The sequence below is a fragment of the Rhodovulum sp. BSW8 genome, assembly GCF_003314725.1.
Taxonomy (GTDB): Bacteria; Pseudomonadota; Alphaproteobacteria; order Rhodobacterales; family Rhodobacteraceae; genus Rhodovulum; species Rhodovulum visakhapatnamense.
This window is the reverse complement of the sequence record NZ_QNVX01000027.1, coordinates 210,952-228,300: the sequence shown is the minus strand read 5'-3', so window position 1 is coordinate 228,300 and position 17,349 is coordinate 210,952. Positions and strand designations below refer to the sequence as shown.

Genomic DNA, 17,349 nt, shown 5'->3' with positions numbered 1-17,349 from the left:
GGCTCGGCCGGGGCTGCGGGGGCGGCGGCGGCGGCCGGGGCGGTCGCGCGCGGGGCGGCTGCGGGGGCCGTGGCCGGACGGGCAGTGGCAGGAGGGGCCGGGGCCGCCGGGGTTTCGGCCGCGCCGGTTTCGATCTCTTCCACCGTCACGTCATAGGCGGTGCCGTCCACGGTGATCCGCAGGCGCTTCATGGCTTGGGTCCTCTCATGATGTCCGGGGTCTCGCCGCCCAGCCGCGGCAGGGTCGGGCCCCATCCGGTGCGGATGCGATGGGCGGCGAAGGTCTCGATCCGGCCTTCCAGCGGCCAGCCATCGACAAGATGGGCGGGGGCGGCGACGCGGGTGATGCGATGGCCGGGCCCGAGGGTTTCGGCCACCGCCGCCGCGATGGCCGCGAGGTGATGGGGGGGCACGCCCGGCGCGACGGGCGGCTCTGGCGCCACAACGGGCCTCTCGGCCTTGCGCGCGGCCAGGATGAAGGCCCGCCCGATCAGCGCGCAGGCGCCCCAAAGCGAGGCCAGGACCAGCAGCACCACCGCAAAGCCGGTTCCGATCAGGGACAGGTTTTCCAGCATGATCGGACCTAAAGCGGGATGTTGCCGTGTTTCTTGGGCGGCCGGGTCTCGCGTTTCGACAACAGCCCGCGCAGGGTCAGCGCGATGGCGCTGCGGGTCTGGCGCGGCTGGACGATATCCGACACGAAGAGCCGCCCGGCCGACAGATAGGGCGAGGCGAATTCGGCGCGGTATTCGGCGGCCAGCTCGCGGGCGCGCGCGGCGCGGTCCTCGGCCTCGGCCAGATCCTTGCGGTAGAGGATGTTGACCGCGCCCTCGGCCCCCATCACCGCGATCTCGGCGGTGGGCCAGGCGATCACCCGGTCGGCCCCCATGTCCTGGCTGCACATCGCCAGATAGGCGCCGCCATAGGCCTTGCGCATGATGACGGTGATCTTCGGCACCGTCGCCGAGGCATAGGCGAACAGCATCTTGGCGCCATGCCGGATGATGCCACGCCGCTCCTCGGCGACGCCCGGCAGAAAGCCCGGCACGTCGACCAGCGTCACCAGCGGAATGTTGAAGACGTTGCAAAGCCGCACGAAACGCGCGCCCTTGTCCGAGGCGTCGATGTCAAGCGCGCCCGCCTTGACCATGGGCTGGTTGGCGACAAAGCCCACCACCACGCCGCCGATCCGGCCGAAGCCTACCACGATATTGGCGGCAAAGCCTGCCATCACCTCGAGGAAATCGTCCTCGTCGGCGAGCCGCGCGATCACCTCGCGCACGTCATAGGCCGATTTCGGGTCTTCGGGGATCAGCGCGTCAAGCGCGGGGTCGTCCTCGACCGTCAGGTCCGGCTCGATCCGGTGCGGCGGGTCCATCATGTTGTTCGAAGGCAGGAAGGACAAGAGCCGGTGGACCAGCGCCACCGCATGGGCGTCGTCCTCGGCGATGAAATGGATGTTGCCCGCGACCGAGGCATGGGCCTCGGCCGAGCCGATCTCGTCCATGGTCGTGGCCTGTCCGGTGACCGCGCGGATCACCTCGGGGCCGCAGATGAACATCTGGGCATGTTCGCGCGTCATGATCACGAAATCGGTCAGGGCGGGGCTGTAGGCCGCGCCGCCCGCGCAGGGTCCGGCAATGACCGAGATCTGCGGCACCACGCCCGACAGCTGCACGTTGCGGTAGAAGACCTGGCCATAGGCCGAAAGCGCGCCCACGCCCTCCTGGATCCGCGCGCCGCCGGAATCGTTGAAGCCCACGACCGGCACGCCCGCCTTCAGCGCATGGTCCAGAACGAGGCAGATCTTGCGCGAATGCATCTCGCCCAGCGTGCCGCCCACGACGCCGAAATCCTGGCTGAAGGCCGCGACCGGGCGGCCGTCGACAAAGCCCGTGCCGGTGATGACGCCATCGGCCGGGATCGACTTCTTCTCCATGCCGAAATGGCGGGTGGCGTGCTGGGCGTGCAGCCCGGTTTCCTGGAACGTCCCGGGAGAATAGAGCGCCTCGATCCGTTCGCGCGCGGTCAGCCGTCCCTTGGCGTGACGATCCTCGGCCTTGGCAGGCCCGCCGCCCTCCATCGCGGCCGCGCGCCGCTTGTCCAGTTCATCCGCAAGGGATCGGGAAATCGCCATGGCACCCTTCCGCTTCGGGGCCGTGCCGGGGACCGGCGCGGCCTGTTTCAGGACCGCGGCCCGGCCCTCCTGCCGGGTATACCGGAAGGTCTTCCGGCACGCCACAGGCGACCGGACGGAAGGCGGGCGCGGGGCAGGCGGCGTGGGGTCGCCCCCCGAACCCCCGGATAAAAGCCCAAAATCGGGGCAGATGCCCCCGCATTGGGCGCCGACCCCCGCCGTGACGGCGGGATTTCGCCCCGGCGGTTGAAGAATGGCCGAGCGTCCCTAGGGTTTAGGACATGCTTTCCGATATCCAATCCCGAACGGGGCCCGTCGCCCCGCAGGACGTCTTGCACCGGATCGCGTCGGGCACCTTCGGCGATCCGTTCGCCGTTCTGGGCCCGCATGCCGTTGCCGGCGTCCGCCATGTCACCGCCCTGATCCCCGGGGCCGAAACCGTCGAGGCGCTGGCCGACCCGGGCGGTGCCCACCTGTTGTCCCCGGTGCCGGGCTGCGCCGGTCTTTTCACGGGGCCGGTACCGGGTGAGGGCGCCTACCGGCTGCGCGCCGCTGCCAAAGGCACGGTCTGGGAGACCGACGATCCCTACCGCTTCGGCCCGGTTCTGGGCGCGCTCGACGAGCATCTGATCGGGCGGGGCGACCATCACCGGCTTTGGGAGGCGCTGGGCGCCCATGCGATGACCCATGAGGGCGTGGCGGGCACCCATTTCGCGGTCTGGGCGCCCAATGCCCGCCGCGTCTCGGTGGTGGGGCCGTTCAACCAGTGGGACGGGCGGCGCCATGTGATGCGCCGCCGCGGGGTCAGCGGTGTCTGGGAAATCTTCCTGCCGGGCATCGGTGAGAACGCCAGCTACAAGTACGAAATTCTGGGGCCGGACGGGGCATTGCAGCCGCTGAAGGCCGACCCCGTGGGGTTCGGGTCCGAACATCCGCCCGCCAATGCCTCGGTCGTGCACGATCTGCGCGGCTATGGCTGGTCGGACGACGCCTGGATGCAGGACCGCGCGGGCCGCAATGCCCGCAGCGCGCCGATCTCGATCTACGAGGTGCATCTGGCCTCGTGGAAGCGCCGCGCCGATGGCCGCGAGATTTCCTATGTCGAGGCGGCCGAGGAACTGGTGGATTACGTCGCCGCGATGGGGTTCACCCATATCGAGCTGATGCCGGTCAGCGAATATCCGTTCGACGGGTCCTGGGGCTATCAGCCGGTCGGGCTGTTCGCGCCCACCGTGCGCCACGGGCCGCCGCACGAATTCCGCGATCTGGTCGATGCGGCGCACAGGAAGGGGCTGGGCGTGATCCTCGACTGGGTCGCCGCGCATTTCCCGGTCGATGCGCATGGGCTGGGCCGGTTCGACGGCACCGCGCTTTACGAATATGCCGACCCGCGCGAGGGGTTCCATCAGGACTGGAACACGCTGATCTACAATTTCGGCCGGACCGAAGTCGCCAACTACCTGATCGCGAACGCGCTTTACTGGCTGGAGGAATACCATATCGACGGGCTGAGGGCCGATGCCGTCGCCTCGATGCTGTATCGCGACTATTCGCGGAAAGATGGCGAATGGGTCCCGAACAAGGATGGCGGGCGCGAGAATTACGAAGCCATCGCGCTGTTGCAGCAGATGAACACGCTGGCCTACGGCACCCATCCCGGCACGCTGACCGCGGCCGAGGAAAGCACGGCCTATCCCGGCGTGACCCGGCCTGTCGATCAGGGGGGCCTGGGCTTTGGCTACAAGTGGAACATGGGCTGGATGCACGACACGCTGGGCTACATGGCCGAGGACCCGGTGCATCGGCGCCATCACCACAACAAGATGACCTTCGGGCTGACCTACGCGTTTTCCGAGAATTTCATCCTGCCGATCAGCCATGACGAGGTGGTCTACGGCAAGGGCTCGATGCTGACCAAGATGCCCGGCGACCGCGCGGAGCAATTCGCCAATCTGCGCGCCTTCTACGGGTTCATGTGGGCGCAGCCGGGCAAGAAGCTGCTGTTCATGGGGCAGGACTTCGCCCAGGAGGCCGAATGGGCCTATGCGGGCAGTCTCGACTGGGCGGCGCTGGAACGGCCCGACCATGCCGGGATGCAGCGGCTGGTGCGCGATCTGAACACGCTTTACCGGGGCACGCCCGCGCTCCATGCGCTGGATTTCAGCCCCGAGGGGTTCCAGTGGATCGAGGCCGACGATGCCGACCGCTCGGTCTATGCCTGGCTCCGGCGCGGCGGGCCTCAGGACCCGAACGCGGTCGTTGTCTGCAACTTCTCGCCGGTCGAGCAACCGGCCTACCGGCTGGGCCTGCCTGCGCCCGGGCGCTGGCGCGAGGCGCTGAACACCGATGCCGGGATCTATGGCGGGCAGGGGCGCGGCAACATGGGCGGCGTCACCGCCGAGGCCCGGCCCTGTCACGGACAGGCAGCCAGCGCCCGGCTTTGCCTGCCGCCGCTTTCGACCGTCATCCTCGTGCACGAGCCGGGCGCATGAGGGACGATGCCACAGACTGCGACGGCCCGATCGACAGCCCCTTCGACGGAAAGGACGACCACGTGGCCCTGAGGGACCGGATCGAATTCGACGAGGCCGCCGCGCGGGCGGAAGCCGAGGCCGCGACCCATGCGCTGACCACGGCCGAGACCGCCTTCGAGGCGCAATGCCGGATCGCCCGCCGGCTGGGCGGCCGGGTCGAGGAAGGGCGCGCCTGTTTCGGCTTCTGGACGCCCGAATTGCAGGATGCGCGGGTGCCCTCGGGCGACATCTTCCTCGAAGTGCTGACCCCGGTCGAGCCCCTGGACCTGACCCGGGCGCATCAGGATGTGCGCTTCGAACGCGCCTGGGTGCCGGTCATTCGCGAGGATGCGCATTGCTTCACCGCCGTCACCGGCATGCGCGCGGGCACGCGCGAGGTTTTGGGCGATTTCTATGCGCTGGCCTGGCGCGATGCCGAGGGCGGCTGGCACCGCATCCTCGACCCGCTGGCGATGTCGCTGCCCTTCGGCGCCATGGCCCCGGCCGAGTTGTACGATGTCGAGGCGATGCTGGCGGCGCGGGGCGATGCCGAGTATTTCCGGGCCTTCGCGGGCGAGGCGCCGCACAAGTTCGGCCCGCCCGCGAACATCCTGCAGGTCCATGTGCCGACCGCGACGGCGGGGGGCACGCTGGCGAGCCTGACCCGCCATTACCATCGCCTCGCGGAACGCGTCGCGCGCGAGCTGCCGTTGGAACCCGCGGACAAGCTGTTCCTTGGCTATGACGCCGTGCAGCTTTTGCCGGTGGAACCGACGACGGTGCATGAGGCGGGGCCCGATTTCTGGCAGGAGGTCGGTGGCGACGAAGACGGCGTGACGGTTTCGCTTTTGCGCCCCGATACGACGAACTGGGGCTATGACATCGTCATTTCCGGCATGGCCACGGTCAATCCGGTGCTGCTGGAAACCGGCCGCCCCGACGAGCTGGTCGATTTCGCGGCCGAGCTGCACAACTTCCCCGGCTCGCCGAAAAAGCTGATCCTCGATGTGGTCTTCGGCCATGCCGACAATCAGGGGCTTCTGGCGCTGAACAGCCATTTCTTCGCCGGGCCGAACATGTATGGCCAGAACCTCGACTATCCGAATCCGGCGGTGCGGGCGATCTTGCTGGAAATGCAGCGGCGCAAGGTGAATTTCGGTGCCGACGGGGTGCGGGTCGACGGGGCGCAGGACTTCAAGTGGTGGGATACCGCGACCCAGACCATGCGCCATGACGACGACTATCTGCAATCCATGGCCGATCTGGTGCAGGAGGCGGCAGGCACCCGCTACCGGCCCTGGTTCATCTTCGAGGACGGGCGCCCCTGGCCCGAGGAAGACTGGGAACTGTCCTCGGATTACCGCGCGGTGATCGAGGCGCAGACCGATGACGACGTGTTCCAGTGGGGGCCGCTGACCTTCGCCCATAACACGCCCTTTCTCTACACCTTCTGGATGTCGAAGTTCTGGCGCATCCGCGAGATCCTCGAGGTCGGCGCCAACTGGATTTCCGGCACCTCGAACCATGACACGCTCAGGCGCGGCACCCAGGTCAGCCCCAAGCTGAACGTCAATACAAGGCTGGGCCGCACCCGGATGGAGATCCTCGACAAGGCCTATGACAACCCGGCCAACCATGTGCTGACCTATGTCGCATTGCCCGGTGTGCCGATGGATTTCCTCAATGCCATGGCGCGGGCCTCCTGGGGCTTCATCCGCAACCAGGACGACCGCTATGGCGTCAAGGTCGTGGCCGAAGAGGCGATCAGCCTGAAATGGCAGGTCGACGAATACAGCTATTCGGTGCCCGCCAATTTCCGCCGCCTGAAAGAGATGGGCTTCGAGACCCGGGCCGATCTGGTGCGGTTCTTCGAATTCCTGCCCGCGCTGGTCGAGGTCACCGAATACGATCTCGATGAAATCGCCCGGCTGCTGAACAAGGCCGAACCGCCGCTGGCCGGCCCCGAGGTCTATACCGTGGCCGCGCTCAAGCACATGGCGCGGGCCTGGATGGACGACATGCACGAATATTGCAACGTGTCGAACTCGCTGCCGACGCTCGATGCCGATCAGGCGGCCTTCTGTCTGTCGCTGCGCGGGTTCCGCCGCAAGCGGCCCTGGCTGGCCGCGAATTACGGGCCGCGCGACCGGTTCGACTATCAGCGGCCGATTGCCGGGCGGACGCTCTTCACCGCGCTCCGGCACGGGCCCGAGGGCGAACAGATCTTCGCGGTCATGCATATGGAGGGCAAGCCCACGGCCGAGATCGACCCGCTGAGCCTGCCGGTGCCGGGGATCGAGGGCGCGGGCTGGGAACTGGCCCTGCGCACGCCCTCGATCGGGGCCGATTATCTGGGCGGGCCGATCACGCTGACCGATTCCATGGCGCTGGTCTTCTCGCGGCGGGTGCCGGGCTAGCGGCCCCGCCTGCGGGCGACCCCGCCGCGTTGCCCGGGGCGCCCGGCGGTCGAGCGGCCCTTGGCCCGGGTCGAGGCCTCGACCGCCTCTTCGACGGCCGATTGCCGCGCCAGCGGATCGTCGGCGATGGCCAGATCGACCGCCTCGAGCCGCTTGATCTCGTCGCGCAGCCGCGCGGCCTCTTCGAATTCAAGGTTCTCGGCGGCCTTGCGCATGCTGGCCCGAAGCCCGTCCAGATGGGCCTCGAGATTGCCGCCATGCATCGGCTTGTCGACCGTCGCGGTGACGCGGGACATGTCGGTATCGCCCTGATAAAGCCCGGCCAGAATGTCCTCGACATTCTTCTTCACCGTCGCGGGGGTGATGCCGTGTTCGGTATTATAGGCGATCTGCTTCTCGCGCCGCCGCTCGGTCTCGCGCAGCGCGCGTTCCATCGACCCGGTGATGCGGTCGGCATACATGATGACCCGCCCTTCGGCATTCCGCGCCGCCCGGCCGATGGTCTGGATCAGCGAGGTTTCCGAGCGCAGGAACCCTTCCTTGTCGGCATCGAGGATTGCGACCAGGCCGCATTCGGGAATATCCAGACCCTCGCGCAGCAGGTTGATGCCGACCAGCACGTCGAAGGCGCCAAGGCGCAGGTCGCGCAGGATCTCGATCCGCTCGATGGTGTCGATGTCGGAATGCATGTAGCGCACCCGGATGCCCTGTTCGTGCAGGTATTCGGTCAGATCCTCGGCCATCCGCTTGGTCAGCGTGGTGCAGAGCGTGCGGAAGCCCTTGGCCGCGACCTTGCGGACCTCGTCCAGCAGGTCGTCGACCTGCATCTCGACCGGACGGATCTCGACCTGCGGGTCCAGAAGCCCGGTCGGCCGGATCACCTGTTCGGTGAAGACCCCGCCGGTCTGGTCCAATTCCCAGGCGCTGGGCGTGGCCGAGACAAAGACCGATTGCGGCCGCATCGCGTCCCATTCCTCGAATTTCAGCGGGCGGTTGTCCATGCAGGAGGGCAGGCGGAAGCCATGTTCGGCCAGCGTGAACTTGCGCCGGTAGTCGCCCCTGTACATGCCGCCGATCTGCGGCACGGTGACGTGGGATTCGTCGGCGAAGACGATGGCATTGTCGGGAATGAACTCGAACAGCGTCGGCGGCGGCTCGCCCGGGGCACGGCCCGTGAGGTAGCGCGAATAGTTCTCGATGCCGTTGCAGACGCCGGTCGCCTCCAGCATCTCGATGTCGAAATTGGTGCGCTGTTCCAGCCGCTGGGCCTCCAGCAGCTTGCCCTCCTGCACCAGCTGGTCAAGCCGCTGGCGCAGCTCTTTCTTGATGCTCTGCACCGCCTGCTGCATCGTCGGCTTGGGCGTGACGTAGTGGGAATTCGCATAGACCCGGATGCGGTCGAAGCTATTGGTCTTCTGCCCGGTCAGCGGGTCGAATTCGGTGATCGATTCCAGTTCCTCGCCAAAGAACGACATCCGCCACGCCCGGTCTTCGAGGTGGGCGGGCCAGAGTTCCAGCACATCGCCCCGGACCCGGAAGCTGCCGCGCTGAAAGCCCTGATCGTTGCGGCGGTATTGCTGCGCCACCAGATCGGCGATCACCTTGCGCTGGTCGTAATCGGCCCCGACCATCAGATCCTGAGTCATCGCGCCATAGGTTTCGACCGACCCGATGCCGTAGATGCACGAGACCGAGGCCACGATGATGACGTCGTCGCGTTCCAGCAGCGCCCGGGTGGCCGAGTGGCGCATCCGGTCGATCTGCTCGTTGATCTGGGATTCCTTCTCGATATAGGTATCCGAGCGCGGCACATAGGCCTCGGGCTGGTAGTAGTCGTAATAGCTGACGAAATACTCGACCGCGTTTTCGGGAAAGAAGCCCTTGAACTCGCCGTAAAGCTGGGCCGCCAGCGTCTTGTTGGGGGCCAGGACGATGGCCGGGCGCTGGGTCTCCTCGATCACCTTGGCCATGGTGAAGGTCTTGCCGGTGCCGGTCGCGCCCAGCAGCACCTGATCGCGGTCGCCCTGAAGCACCCCGCCCGCCAGTTCGGCGATGGCGGTGGGCTGGTCGCCCGCGGGGGCGAAGTCCGAATGCATCACGAAGCGCTTGCCGCCTTCCAGCTTTTCGCGCGGACGGATCTCGGCGGCGGGGGCGTCAAGCGCATGGGGCTCGGTCGAATAGGGCATGGCGGCGATTCCCGGGAACTGGCTTCCCAGATTTGTCCCGGGCCGGGCGGGGATCAAGGGGGCAGGGCGGTATCCTGCGGTATGCAGGCTCTTGCAAGGCGCCGTCCGAGCCCCCATAACAGCAACGAAGAGAGAACCCGGAAGGGAGACATGCCGATGCGTGCCCGCATTTATCAGCCCGCCAAGACCGCGATGCAGTCGGGTCAGGCCAAAACCCATCACTGGGTGCTGGATTTCGGCCCGCAAAGCCCGCGCGAGCTCGATCCGCTGATGGGCTGGACCAGTTCGGACGACACCCAGTCGCAGGTGCGCCTGCGCTTCGAGACCCGCGGGGCCGCCGAGGATTACGCCCGCCGCCATGGCATCGACGCGGTGGTGCTGCGCCCGAAGAAGCGTGCGCCGAATGTCCGGCCGATGGGCTATTCCGAGAATTTCGCGGTCAACCGCCGCGGCGCCTGGACCCACTGAGGCCGCAAGGGCTTTCGGGATCTTGCATCGGGCCGTCTCGGCGAACGGCACTGCGGTTGCCCGTTGAATGCCTGGCGTCCGATACAACGCCTCTTTGTCCGAAGGCGCCGCGGACCGGCGGATCGCCGAGCGGCGCAGCGGGCGGCTGCCGCGTCGGACCGCACAGATCCCGGGGTCTCTGTCCGCTGGAAGCCCCCGGGGGAAGCCGAGCCATCCGGGGCGCCGGGCCGCCGGGGGGGGGCGCTGGGCCTCGCAGGGGCTCCCGACGCATCGACCCCTTTCCGTCGCGCCTTCGGCCGACCGGCGAACCTGCCGGAACCGACCGTTTCCGCCGGTGCCGGCCTAAAGGGTCTTCAGGTTCACCCGGGCCGACAGCTCGGCATGGCTTTCCTTGCGCTCCGAGTAGCGGTCGGCCAGATGGCCGCGGATGTCGCGCGTCAGAAGCGTGAATTTCATCAGTTCCTCCATCACGTCGACGATGCGGTCGTAATAGGGCGACGGCTTCATCCGTCCGGCCTCATCGAATTCGGCCCAGGCCCTGGCGATGGAGGACTGGTTGGGGATGGTCAGCAGGCGCATCCAACGCCCGAGCACGCGCAGCTGATTGACCGTGTTGAAGCTTTGCGAGCCGCCGGAAACCTGCATCACCGCCAGCGTCTTGCCCTGGGTCGGGCGCACCGAGCCCAGCGACAGCGGAATCCAGTCGATCTGCGCCTTCATGATGGCGGTCATGGCGCCATGGCGTTCGGGCGAGGACCAGACCATGCCCTCGCACCACTCGACCAGGGCGCGCAGCTCTGCGACCTTCGGATGGTCGGCCTCGACGCTGTCGGGCAAGGGCAGGTCGCGCGGGTCGAAGACCCGGATCTCGGCCCCGAAACGTTCGAGAATGCGCGCGGCCTCCTCGGCGGCGAGGCGCGAGTAGCTGCGCTCGCGCAGCGAGCCATAAAGGATCAGGATGCGCGGCGCATGGGAGCTGCGCCTGGCCGGGACCAGCGCGTCGGGATCGGGCAGGCGCAACAGCGCGTCAACGAGGTTCGGCGTTTCAGGCATGCCGGTCGTCTTTGGTCCTGAGGATGGTGTCTCGGTCCTGTCTGTCATGCGGCCCGGCAGGCGGCCCGTCCAGCGGATTTGCAACGTCCCGACGGCAAGCCGGGGCCGTGCCCGCCTTGGCATCCGAGCCGCGGCCGGGACCGCCGCCGTCGGCGCGGCGGCGGGCAGGGCATGTCGGCCCCGGGGCGTCTTTCGGGGCGTTTCAGGCGTTTGGGGGCAGACCTGCGACGCCTGCGGCACGGTCAGGCGGCGTGCAGAGAGGGCGGCCGCGATCAGGGGGCGGGCCGCGGCGGCCGCACCGGCGGCGGGGTTTGTCTCATGGCCGAGATGCGCGGTGACGGTGGCGCCGTCTTTCAGAAGCGGCAGCGGCCGCGCCGAGGCGACCGGATCGGCGGCCCCCGTCACCCCGGCCTGTCCGATCCCGGCCGTTGACCCCGAACCGAAAAGACCCCGCCACCCGTTTGTGCCGGTGCGTGTCGGGCCGCCGCGCGCACCAATGGGCCAGGCGCGCCCGCGCGATCCGCGCGGTGGCGCCGGGAGAGCGGCCCGGATCCTGCACGCTTTCGACCGCGTGGCTCGGCGTGCGGCTTGCGGCCGCGGATCTGCGCTGCCAGCGCCTTGAACGACTTGCGGACCTGGGGCACGCCGACGCCGCGCGGCGTGGCCGCGCGCGGCCGGGGCATTCATGACGCCCGTTCATGGGGAAAAGGAAGGATCCGGGCGTTCCAGGGCGACTTGCGGGCGCTATCTGTTGGCCGGACCGTCCGGGGCCGCGCCCCGGGGCCGACCACCGGATGAAGGGGAAACTCATGCAGAAGCGAACGCTTGGACAGGGGCTGGAAGTATCGGCCCTCGCGCTTGGCGCGATGGGATATGGCAAGAGCCGCGAGATCGAGGATCGCGACCAGATGATCGCGCTGCTGCGGGCGGCGGTCGAGCGCGGCATGGACTTCTTCGACACCGCCGAGGTCTACGGGCCCTGGACCAACGAGGACATGGTCGGCGAGGCGTTCCGGGGCATGCGCGACAAGGTCAAGATCGCGACCAAGTTCGGCTGGGATATCGACCAGCGAACCGGCGAGCATCGCGGCGGCGTCAACAGCAAGCCCGCGCAGATCCGGTCGTCGGTCGAGGGCAGCCTGCGCCGCCTGGGCACCGATTACATCGACCTCTGCTACCAGCACCGGGTCGATCCCGAGGTGCCGATGGAGGATGTGGCGGGCGTCGTGAAGGACCTGATCGCCGAGGGCAAGGTGCGCTGGTTCGGTCTGTCCGAGGCCGGGGCGGGCTCGATCCGCAAGGCCCATGCGGTGCAGCCGGTGGCGGCGCTGCAAAGCGAATACTCGCTCTGGACCCGCGAGCCCGAGGCCGGGATCCTGCCGGTCCTGGAAGAGCTGGGGATCGGGCTCGTGCCGTTCTCGCCGCTGGGCCGGGGGTTTCTGACCGGCAAGATCGACCCGTCCGCCAGCTTTGCCGAGACTGACATGCGGGCGAAGATGCCGCGGTTCCAAGCCGAGGCCCGCGCGGCGAACATGCGGCTCGTCGAGCTGATTTCGGGGATCGGCGCGCGCCACGGCGCGACGCCCGCCCAGGTTGCCCTGGCCTGGCTGCTGGCGCGCAAGCCCTGGATCGTGCCGCTCTTCGGCACCCGGCGTCTGGAGCGGTTCGAGGAAAACTGCGGCGCGCTCGACCTTGCCCTGACCGAGGCCGACATGGCCGAGATCGAGGCCGCCGGGTTCCAACCGCAGGGCAATCGCTATCCCGAGGCCTTTATGAAGCTCTCGGGGCTCTGACAGGGGCCTTGCGGCGGATGCGCGGCATGCCTGGTGCCGCGACCGCCGGGGACCGACCGCTCCGTCCTGCGCCGGGCTTTGGGGACGGGGCTGCAGTCGGGCGGGCAGGGCCTCGCCTGTCGGTCCGCGGGCACAGCAGGCCCGGCATCGGCGACAGGGACGGCCGGCGCATTGCGCGGGCGGCCGAGTATATCGGCCATGTCCCGGGGGCATCCTTGCGGCAGGCGGACCCGCCGCAAGCCCCCCCCCGTGCCGGGCCATCGTTCGGAAAGGGGGGGGGGCGGGCGCCGATCAGGCGCGGCCCGAGAAGGTGTCCTTCTTCACGATGGCATGGCACGATGGCATGGGCGCCCCAGTTGCGGTCTGCCACCGGCGTGATCCCGAAATCGACGCCGACCGACATCGGCGAATGCGCGTCGTCCTCGGTCAGGCCCTTCGTCGTCGTCAGGAACCTGCGCGTCTTCGCGAACGCATCCCGCATCGCGTCATCGACCGAGGGTTTCCCGTAGATGTCGGCCTGCGCGGTCGCGCCGAGCGCGCCCAGGTGGTTCGGTCCCGAGAAACCTTGCACCACCCATTCGACCCGGGTTTCGAGCATCGGGCGATCCATCTCTTGCAGGGGCGTCCCGGCGAGGTCGGCCTTCTTGTGCAGGATCGACTGGAAGGTCCCCGCCAGCGAACATTCGATGGCGGTGCCGCAAAGCTCGCTGTCGCCCTGCGAGGCATGGGGGTCGCCGACCGACACCAGCGCGCCCTCGACCGAGACCGGGGAATACATGATCGCGCCCTTGCCGATGGGCCATTTGTCGACATTGCCGCCGGTATGGCTGGGCGGCACCGAGTCGACGAAATCGGCCTCGGCCGGGGCCACGCCGAGCGTGCCGAAATACGGCCGGATCGGAATGCGGATGCCTTTCAGGACGTTGAAAGTGAAGTCGGTCAGCGCATGGTCGACCGGCCCGCCTGGATAGTCGATGGTCGGACGGGTGACGCGGAACGGGTCGGTCTGGGGACCCCATCTGAAATTGCAGACCGCCTTGGCCCGGCTTTTGTCGCCGGTGGCATCGACCCGATAGATCGTGATGACCTCGCGTTTCGAGCCGCCCGGCATGTCGTTGTAATGATAGCCCCACCAGGCGGCCGCGTTCGACCCGAAGCTCTTGCCCGCGAAATCCGGATTGGCGCCGGGACGCGGCACGCAATCGAGGATGCGGAGCTCGAGAACGTCGCCCGGCTTGGCGCCCCGCCCATGGACCGGGCCGGTAAGGATATGCACGCCCCGACCGTCGCCGGACCCCACCTTGCAGACCGCCGGATCGGTCGATCCCGCGCCCCGGCGGTCGACGCCCTTCCTGTCCGTCGTCCAGAGATAGACGCTTTCCGCGCCCTCATCGCCCTGAACCATGCGTTCCAGGTCGTCGGCCGCGGGATGGGTCAGCGTCTCGATGGTCACGATGCCGGCGCTGTCGATCTCGACCCGGGGCGTCAGCGTCGTGCTGAAACATCCCCAGCGGACCGTATCGGCATTGGCCGGAAGATGGCGATAGGAGGGGGGCGCGGGCACCTTTCCGGCACTCGTCTGCGCCAGCGCGAGCGTCACCAGCGAAAGCCCGCCGGTCGCCTTCGCCGGTCGCCCCCGCCGCGATCGGCCCGCGCGCGCCGAACAGGCCTGCGCCCAGCAGCCCGCGCCGTCCGGGGGTGATCTCTTCCTTGAACTGCCGGAAATGCGCCTTGAAATCGGGGCAGGTCACATCGGCTCCACGACACATGATCGTCTCTCCTGTTGGGGAATGTCTGGCGCGGGCAGGCTCGGTTGGCGGCGGCGGCCCGGTTTTGGCAAGCGCGCCCGGCCGGGGGCAGGGCGCCCGGGCCTTCCGCTCCGGGCGGCGGAAAGCCGCGCCATCGCAGCAGGCATGCGCCCGGCCGATCGGATCGTGAAACGCGCCTGCCGGGCCGTGCCGGGCGCCGCCGGCCGTCGCGGGGCCTGACCCGCGCATTCGTGAAGGCGACCCGCATGAACCCCCGCAAACCCGGTACGATGGACGTCTCGAAGATCGGCTTCGGCACGATCAGCTTGGCCTCGACCGATGGCGCGGCGCCTTCGATCTTGGGTGGACGCATTTCGACACCGCCGAAGTTTACGGACCCTGTCCCGCGCGCCGCCCCCCCCGCGAGCCGCTCTCTTCAATGGGCGGGCCTCTGCGATCCGGCCCGCCTTCCGGCATGTGGCTCGGGAAGGAGGGGCGCTGCTGCGGGGCGGCGATCATGCCTTTCCGGCAAGATCCGCCCTGGCTCTGGTGATGCCATGGCGATGCCCTGGCGATGCCCTGCGTGACCGCGTCGGCGACGGCCCGGACGCGGCCAGATCGGCGTGCGAAACCGGCAAAAGCGGCCTTTCCATCTTCGTTCCGTCCGGCAGAGGCGGGGCCAGCACGCGCAATCCGGGCCGCCGTGCCAGGAAATGCGGCAGCACGCCGGTCCCCGTTCCGTCCCTGACCGCCGCGACCTGCGCCTCGAGAGTGCCGAGCATCAGCCGTCCGTCGCCGCCGGACGCCCGCGCCCAGCTTTGCGGCCGACGAAGGGCCGCGCCCCGATCGGTCAGATCGAGCCCCTGCCGATGCCGCAAGAAAGGCGGCACCTCCATCACCTGTTCCATCCGCTCGATCCGCCGGGACATCGCGACCCCGCCAAGGCCCAGTTGCCGCGCGGCGCCCGACAACGTGCCCTCGCGCGCCAGCGCCAGAAACAGGCGGACATCGTCCCGGTTCAGCCGATCCATGTGCTTTCCGTTTCTGGAAATCGGGTCGGCAGATCTTGCTGTATCCTGGATCGAAATGGAATGGCCGAGCGTCCGCGACATGGAACGGAGCCTGTCGATGACCGACATCGCCAGCTTTTTCCGTCCTCGGGCCGATCGCCGCGCCCTTGGGCTGGGCGCCATGGCCGGGCTTTTCCGGGGCTCGAATTTCGAGGCGATGCGGATCGCTCTCGGGACCTTGCCGCCCTGGACGGCGGTCGCGGGGCGCATTGCCATCGCAGCCTCTGCGACACTGGTCTGGATGTGGCCTGCGGATGGCCCGGGGCTGCGGGCGCTGCGCCGGAACCGGAGGGCGCTGGCCGGGCTCGACCCTGGCCGTCGCCTTCTGGCAGATCGGCATCCGCGTGCGGGGCCCGGGCGCGACATCGGTGCTCTTCAACCTCGTGCCGGTGGCCGCGCTGCTGATCGTCGCGGGCTTCGGACGCATGCCGGCCGTCCCGCAGCTTCTCGGCGTGGCGATCGCTGTCGGAGGGGTGATCTGGGCCAGCCGGGGCGCGCGGCGCTGAGGCGACGGATGGCGGCGGTCGGATCTGGCGCCCGCCGCATCTCATCGGGGGCCGCGCCGGGTCATATGGGGCTTTGCCTCGATGTTTCCCGCGATTGCGACGGTCTTTGGCGGCCCCTCATGTCACGCCATTGCCGTTTGCCCGCGCCGCGTCGCGTCGCGGACCGGGGCGCGAAATGCCGTGACGCCCGCAGAAGGGAGCGCCTGCCGGGACAGTACAGGCCGAAACGGGGTTCAGTCGTCCGGCAGGCGAAGCATCCGGCCTGCGGCGACACCCCCGGCGACGTCCTGCCGGATGAAGACCCCTATGCCCGCGCCGTCCGGTACGGCAGTCCGGGCGATTGCGGTCCGGTCGAGGGGCCGCCGCCCCCTGGCAGCGCGTTGCGCGGTCTCGCCATCACGCCCGGGCGTCTGGCGGAAGAGCGCCCCGTTCGGCAAGCGCGCGCGGACAGGCGTGAGGCGGCAGATCGGCCGGGGTCGGCGGCACCGCACGACGCGCGACCCATCCGGGCGCGGCCACAACCGCATGGCGCTGCGGCGTCCTGCCGCCGCCGAATGGCGCCGATCCCAGACGGGTCGGCATCCCCTCGGTCGGGACGGCATTGCCGCCCCGGAGGCCGCGCGGACCGCCTGTGACCGCGCGGTGGCGGCCGTCGGGCACGACAGGGCACGCACCCCGGACTGCCCGGACCGGACAGGCCGCCCTATCCCGGGGACTGAGCGCGGGTCTTCGGCCTTCGAAAGCGGGGCCGGGCAGCGCCGGGGTCCGGCCTCGATCTGCGGCGCGAGGATCGCGGGCAGGGATCCTTCCTTGGCGCCTCACAGCACCGAGATGAAGCGGGCGGCGGCCTCGACGCCGTCGATCACCGGCACCGGCAGCCGGGTGCGCAGATGTCCGGTGACCCGGGCCATCCCGGCACAGCCGAGGATCACCGCGTCGATGCCATCCTCGGCGACCGCGCGTTCGGCCTCTTCGGCGACGCGGGCGCAGGCGGCCTCGGTGTCTTCTTCCAGCGCCAGAACCGGCACGTTGCTGGCCCGCACCCGGCCCAGATGCTGCGACAGGCCATAGCCCCGGATATTGCCCTCGACCGTCGGGATCGCCGCGGGCAGCGTCGTCACGACGGAAAACCGCCAGCCGCGCAGCGCCGCCTTGTGAAAGGCGGACTGACCGATGCCGATCACGGGGCAGGGCGCGCAGGCCCGCGCCTCGGCCAGCGCCGGGTCGTCGAAACAGGCCACGATCACCCCCTCGGCGCCGCGCCGGGCGGCCTGGGTGACCAGCTCCAGCAGCGGCGGCGTCGCGGCGGCGACATCCGCGGGGCCCTGGATCGCGGGCGGCGCCAGCGTCGAGGTCCAGCCCTCGAAGGCTGCGCCCGGGGCCGCGGCCTGGGCCATGGCGAGGATCGAGTCGGTCATGGCCGCGGTGGAATTGGGGTTGATGACGATGAAGGCCATGG

At 69.0% G+C, this 17,349-nt stretch carries 12 protein-coding genes and 1 pseudogene; 5 read left to right on the top strand and 8 right to left on the bottom strand.

Annotated features, from left to right (window positions below; all coding sequences use genetic code 11):
- From DSD19_RS13145 to DSD19_RS13135, 3 genes and pseudogenes are all read right to left on the bottom strand, one after another.
- Positions 1 to 191: pseudogene (locus DSD19_RS13145) on the bottom strand (acetyl-CoA carboxylase biotin carboxyl carrier protein subunit); the annotation flags it as partial.
- Positions 188 to 574 (bottom strand): OadG family transporter subunit, encoded by a 387-nt coding sequence (locus DSD19_RS13140; RefSeq protein WP_113669909.1) that lies wholly within the window; start codon positions 572 to 574, stop codon positions 188 to 190. The gene DSD19_RS13140 and the pseudogene DSD19_RS13145, both read right to left, overlap by 4 nt.
- A gap of 8 nt (positions 575 to 582) precedes the next feature.
- Positions 583 to 2,136 carry an acyl-CoA carboxylase subunit beta gene (locus DSD19_RS13135; protein WP_113669908.1) on the bottom strand — a complete coding sequence of 518 codons (1,554 nt, stop codon included), beginning with the start codon at positions 2,134 to 2,136 and terminating at the stop codon, positions 583 to 585.
- A 281-nt stretch (positions 2,137 to 2,417) separates the two neighbouring features.
- Between DSD19_RS13135 and glgB the strand changes: the two genes are divergently transcribed.
- Both glgB and gghA read left to right on the top strand, forming a co-directional pair.
- Positions 2,418 to 4,628 (top strand): 1,4-alpha-glucan branching protein GlgB, encoded by a 2,211-nt coding sequence (gene glgB / locus DSD19_RS13130; protein ID WP_113669907.1) that lies wholly within the window; start codon positions 2,418 to 2,420, stop codon positions 4,626 to 4,628.
- Positions 4,625 to 7,066: a glucosylglycerol hydrolase gene (gghA, locus tag DSD19_RS13125; RefSeq protein ID WP_113669906.1), complete on the top strand. Its 2,442-nt coding sequence runs from the start codon at positions 4,625 to 4,627 to the stop codon at positions 7,064 to 7,066. Before glgB ends, gghA begins: the two co-directional genes overlap by 4 nt.
- On the opposite strand, the gene uvrB is transcribed toward gghA, so the two are convergent.
- Entirely contained in the window at positions 7,063 to 9,252 is a 2,190-nt protein-coding gene (gene uvrB, locus DSD19_RS13120) for an excinuclease ABC subunit UvrB (RefSeq protein WP_075787554.1), read from the bottom strand. The two genes, gghA and uvrB, sit on opposite strands and share 4 nt — an antisense overlap.
- A gap of 156 nt (positions 9,253 to 9,408) precedes the next feature.
- On the opposite strand from uvrB, the gene DSD19_RS13115 reads away from it, so the two are divergent.
- Positions 9,409 to 9,720: an ETC complex I subunit gene (locus DSD19_RS13115; RefSeq protein ID WP_075785641.1), complete on the top strand. Its 312-nt coding sequence runs from the start codon at positions 9,409 to 9,411 to the stop codon at positions 9,718 to 9,720.
- Positions 9,721 to 10,062: 342 nt separating this feature from the next.
- On the opposite strand, the gene arsH is transcribed toward DSD19_RS13115, so the two are convergent.
- Complete coding sequence (gene arsH / locus DSD19_RS13110) at positions 10,063 to 10,773, bottom strand: arsenical resistance protein ArsH (RefSeq protein ID WP_113669905.1); 711 nt, start codon at positions 10,771 to 10,773, stop codon at positions 10,063 to 10,065.
- Between the two features lie 809 nt (positions 10,774 to 11,582).
- Here arsH and DSD19_RS13105 point away from each other — a divergent pair.
- On the top strand, positions 11,583 to 12,566 hold the full coding sequence (locus tag DSD19_RS13105) for an aldo/keto reductase (RefSeq protein ID WP_113669904.1): 984 nt from the start codon (positions 11,583 to 11,585) through the stop codon (positions 12,564 to 12,566).
- On the opposite strand, the gene DSD19_RS13100 is transcribed toward DSD19_RS13105, so the two are convergent.
- Together DSD19_RS13100 and DSD19_RS13090 are read right to left on the bottom strand one after the other, a co-directional pair.
- Positions 12,544 to 14,166 (bottom strand): acetamidase/formamidase family protein, encoded by a 1,623-nt coding sequence (locus tag DSD19_RS13100; protein ID WP_207802459.1) that lies wholly within the window; start codon positions 14,164 to 14,166, stop codon positions 12,544 to 12,546. The two genes, DSD19_RS13105 and DSD19_RS13100, sit on opposite strands and share 23 nt — an antisense overlap.
- Before the next feature lie 663 nt (positions 14,167 to 14,829).
- Entirely contained in the window at positions 14,830 to 15,345 is a 516-nt protein-coding gene (locus tag DSD19_RS13090) for a LysR family transcriptional regulator (RefSeq protein WP_113669902.1), read from the bottom strand.
- 293 nt (positions 15,346 to 15,638) lie between these two features.
- Between DSD19_RS13090 and DSD19_RS22365 the strand changes: the two genes are divergently transcribed.
- The gene (locus DSD19_RS22365; RefSeq protein WP_243627945.1) at positions 15,639 to 15,890 is read left to right on the top strand and encodes a hypothetical protein; all 252 of its coding nucleotides are present in this window, start codon (positions 15,639 to 15,641) and stop codon (positions 15,888 to 15,890) included.
- 818 nt (positions 15,891 to 16,708) lie between these two features.
- On the opposite strand, the gene DSD19_RS13075 is transcribed toward DSD19_RS22365, so the two are convergent.
- Positions 16,709 to 17,347, bottom strand: a complete 639-nt coding sequence (locus DSD19_RS13075; protein ID WP_075786079.1) for an aspartate/glutamate racemase family protein — start codon at positions 17,345 to 17,347, stop codon at positions 16,709 to 16,711.
- Positions 17,348 to 17,349: the final 2 nt, after the last annotated feature.

Excerpts from the sequence above, each read along its gene's own strand:
- DSD19_RS13140 (WP_113669909.1), bottom strand. The coding sequence starts at position 574 with ATGCTGGAAAACCTGTCCCTGATCGGAACCGGCTTTGCGGTGGTGCTG.
- DSD19_RS13135 (WP_113669908.1), bottom strand. The coding sequence starts at position 2,136 with ATGGCGATTTCCCGATCCCTTGCGGATGAACTGGACAAGCGGCGCGCG.
- glgB (WP_113669907.1), top strand. The coding sequence starts at position 2,418 with ATGCTTTCCGATATCCAATCCCGAACGGGGCCCGTCGCCCCGCAGGAC.
- gghA (WP_113669906.1), top strand. The coding sequence starts at position 4,625 with ATGAGGGACGATGCCACAGACTGCGACGGCCCGATCGACAGCCCCTTC.
- uvrB (WP_075787554.1), bottom strand. The coding sequence starts at position 9,252 with ATGCCCTATTCGACCGAGCCCCATGCGCTTGACGCCCCCGCCGCCGAG.
- DSD19_RS13115 (WP_075785641.1), top strand. The coding sequence starts at position 9,409 with ATGCGTGCCCGCATTTATCAGCCCGCCAAGACCGCGATGCAGTCGGGT.
- arsH (WP_113669905.1), bottom strand. The coding sequence starts at position 10,773 with ATGCCTGAAACGCCGAACCTCGTTGACGCGCTGTTGCGCCTGCCCGAT.
- DSD19_RS13105 (WP_113669904.1), top strand. The coding sequence starts at position 11,583 with ATGCAGAAGCGAACGCTTGGACAGGGGCTGGAAGTATCGGCCCTCGCG.
- DSD19_RS13090 (WP_113669902.1), bottom strand. The coding sequence starts at position 15,345 with ATGGATCGGCTGAACCGGGACGATGTCCGCCTGTTTCTGGCGCTGGCG.
- DSD19_RS22365 (WP_243627945.1), top strand. The coding sequence starts at position 15,639 with ATGGCCCGGGGCTGCGGGCGCTGCGCCGGAACCGGAGGGCGCTGGCCG.
- DSD19_RS13075 (WP_075786079.1), bottom strand. The coding sequence starts at position 17,347 with ATGGCCTTCATCGTCATCAACCCCAATTCCACCGCGGCCATGACCGAC.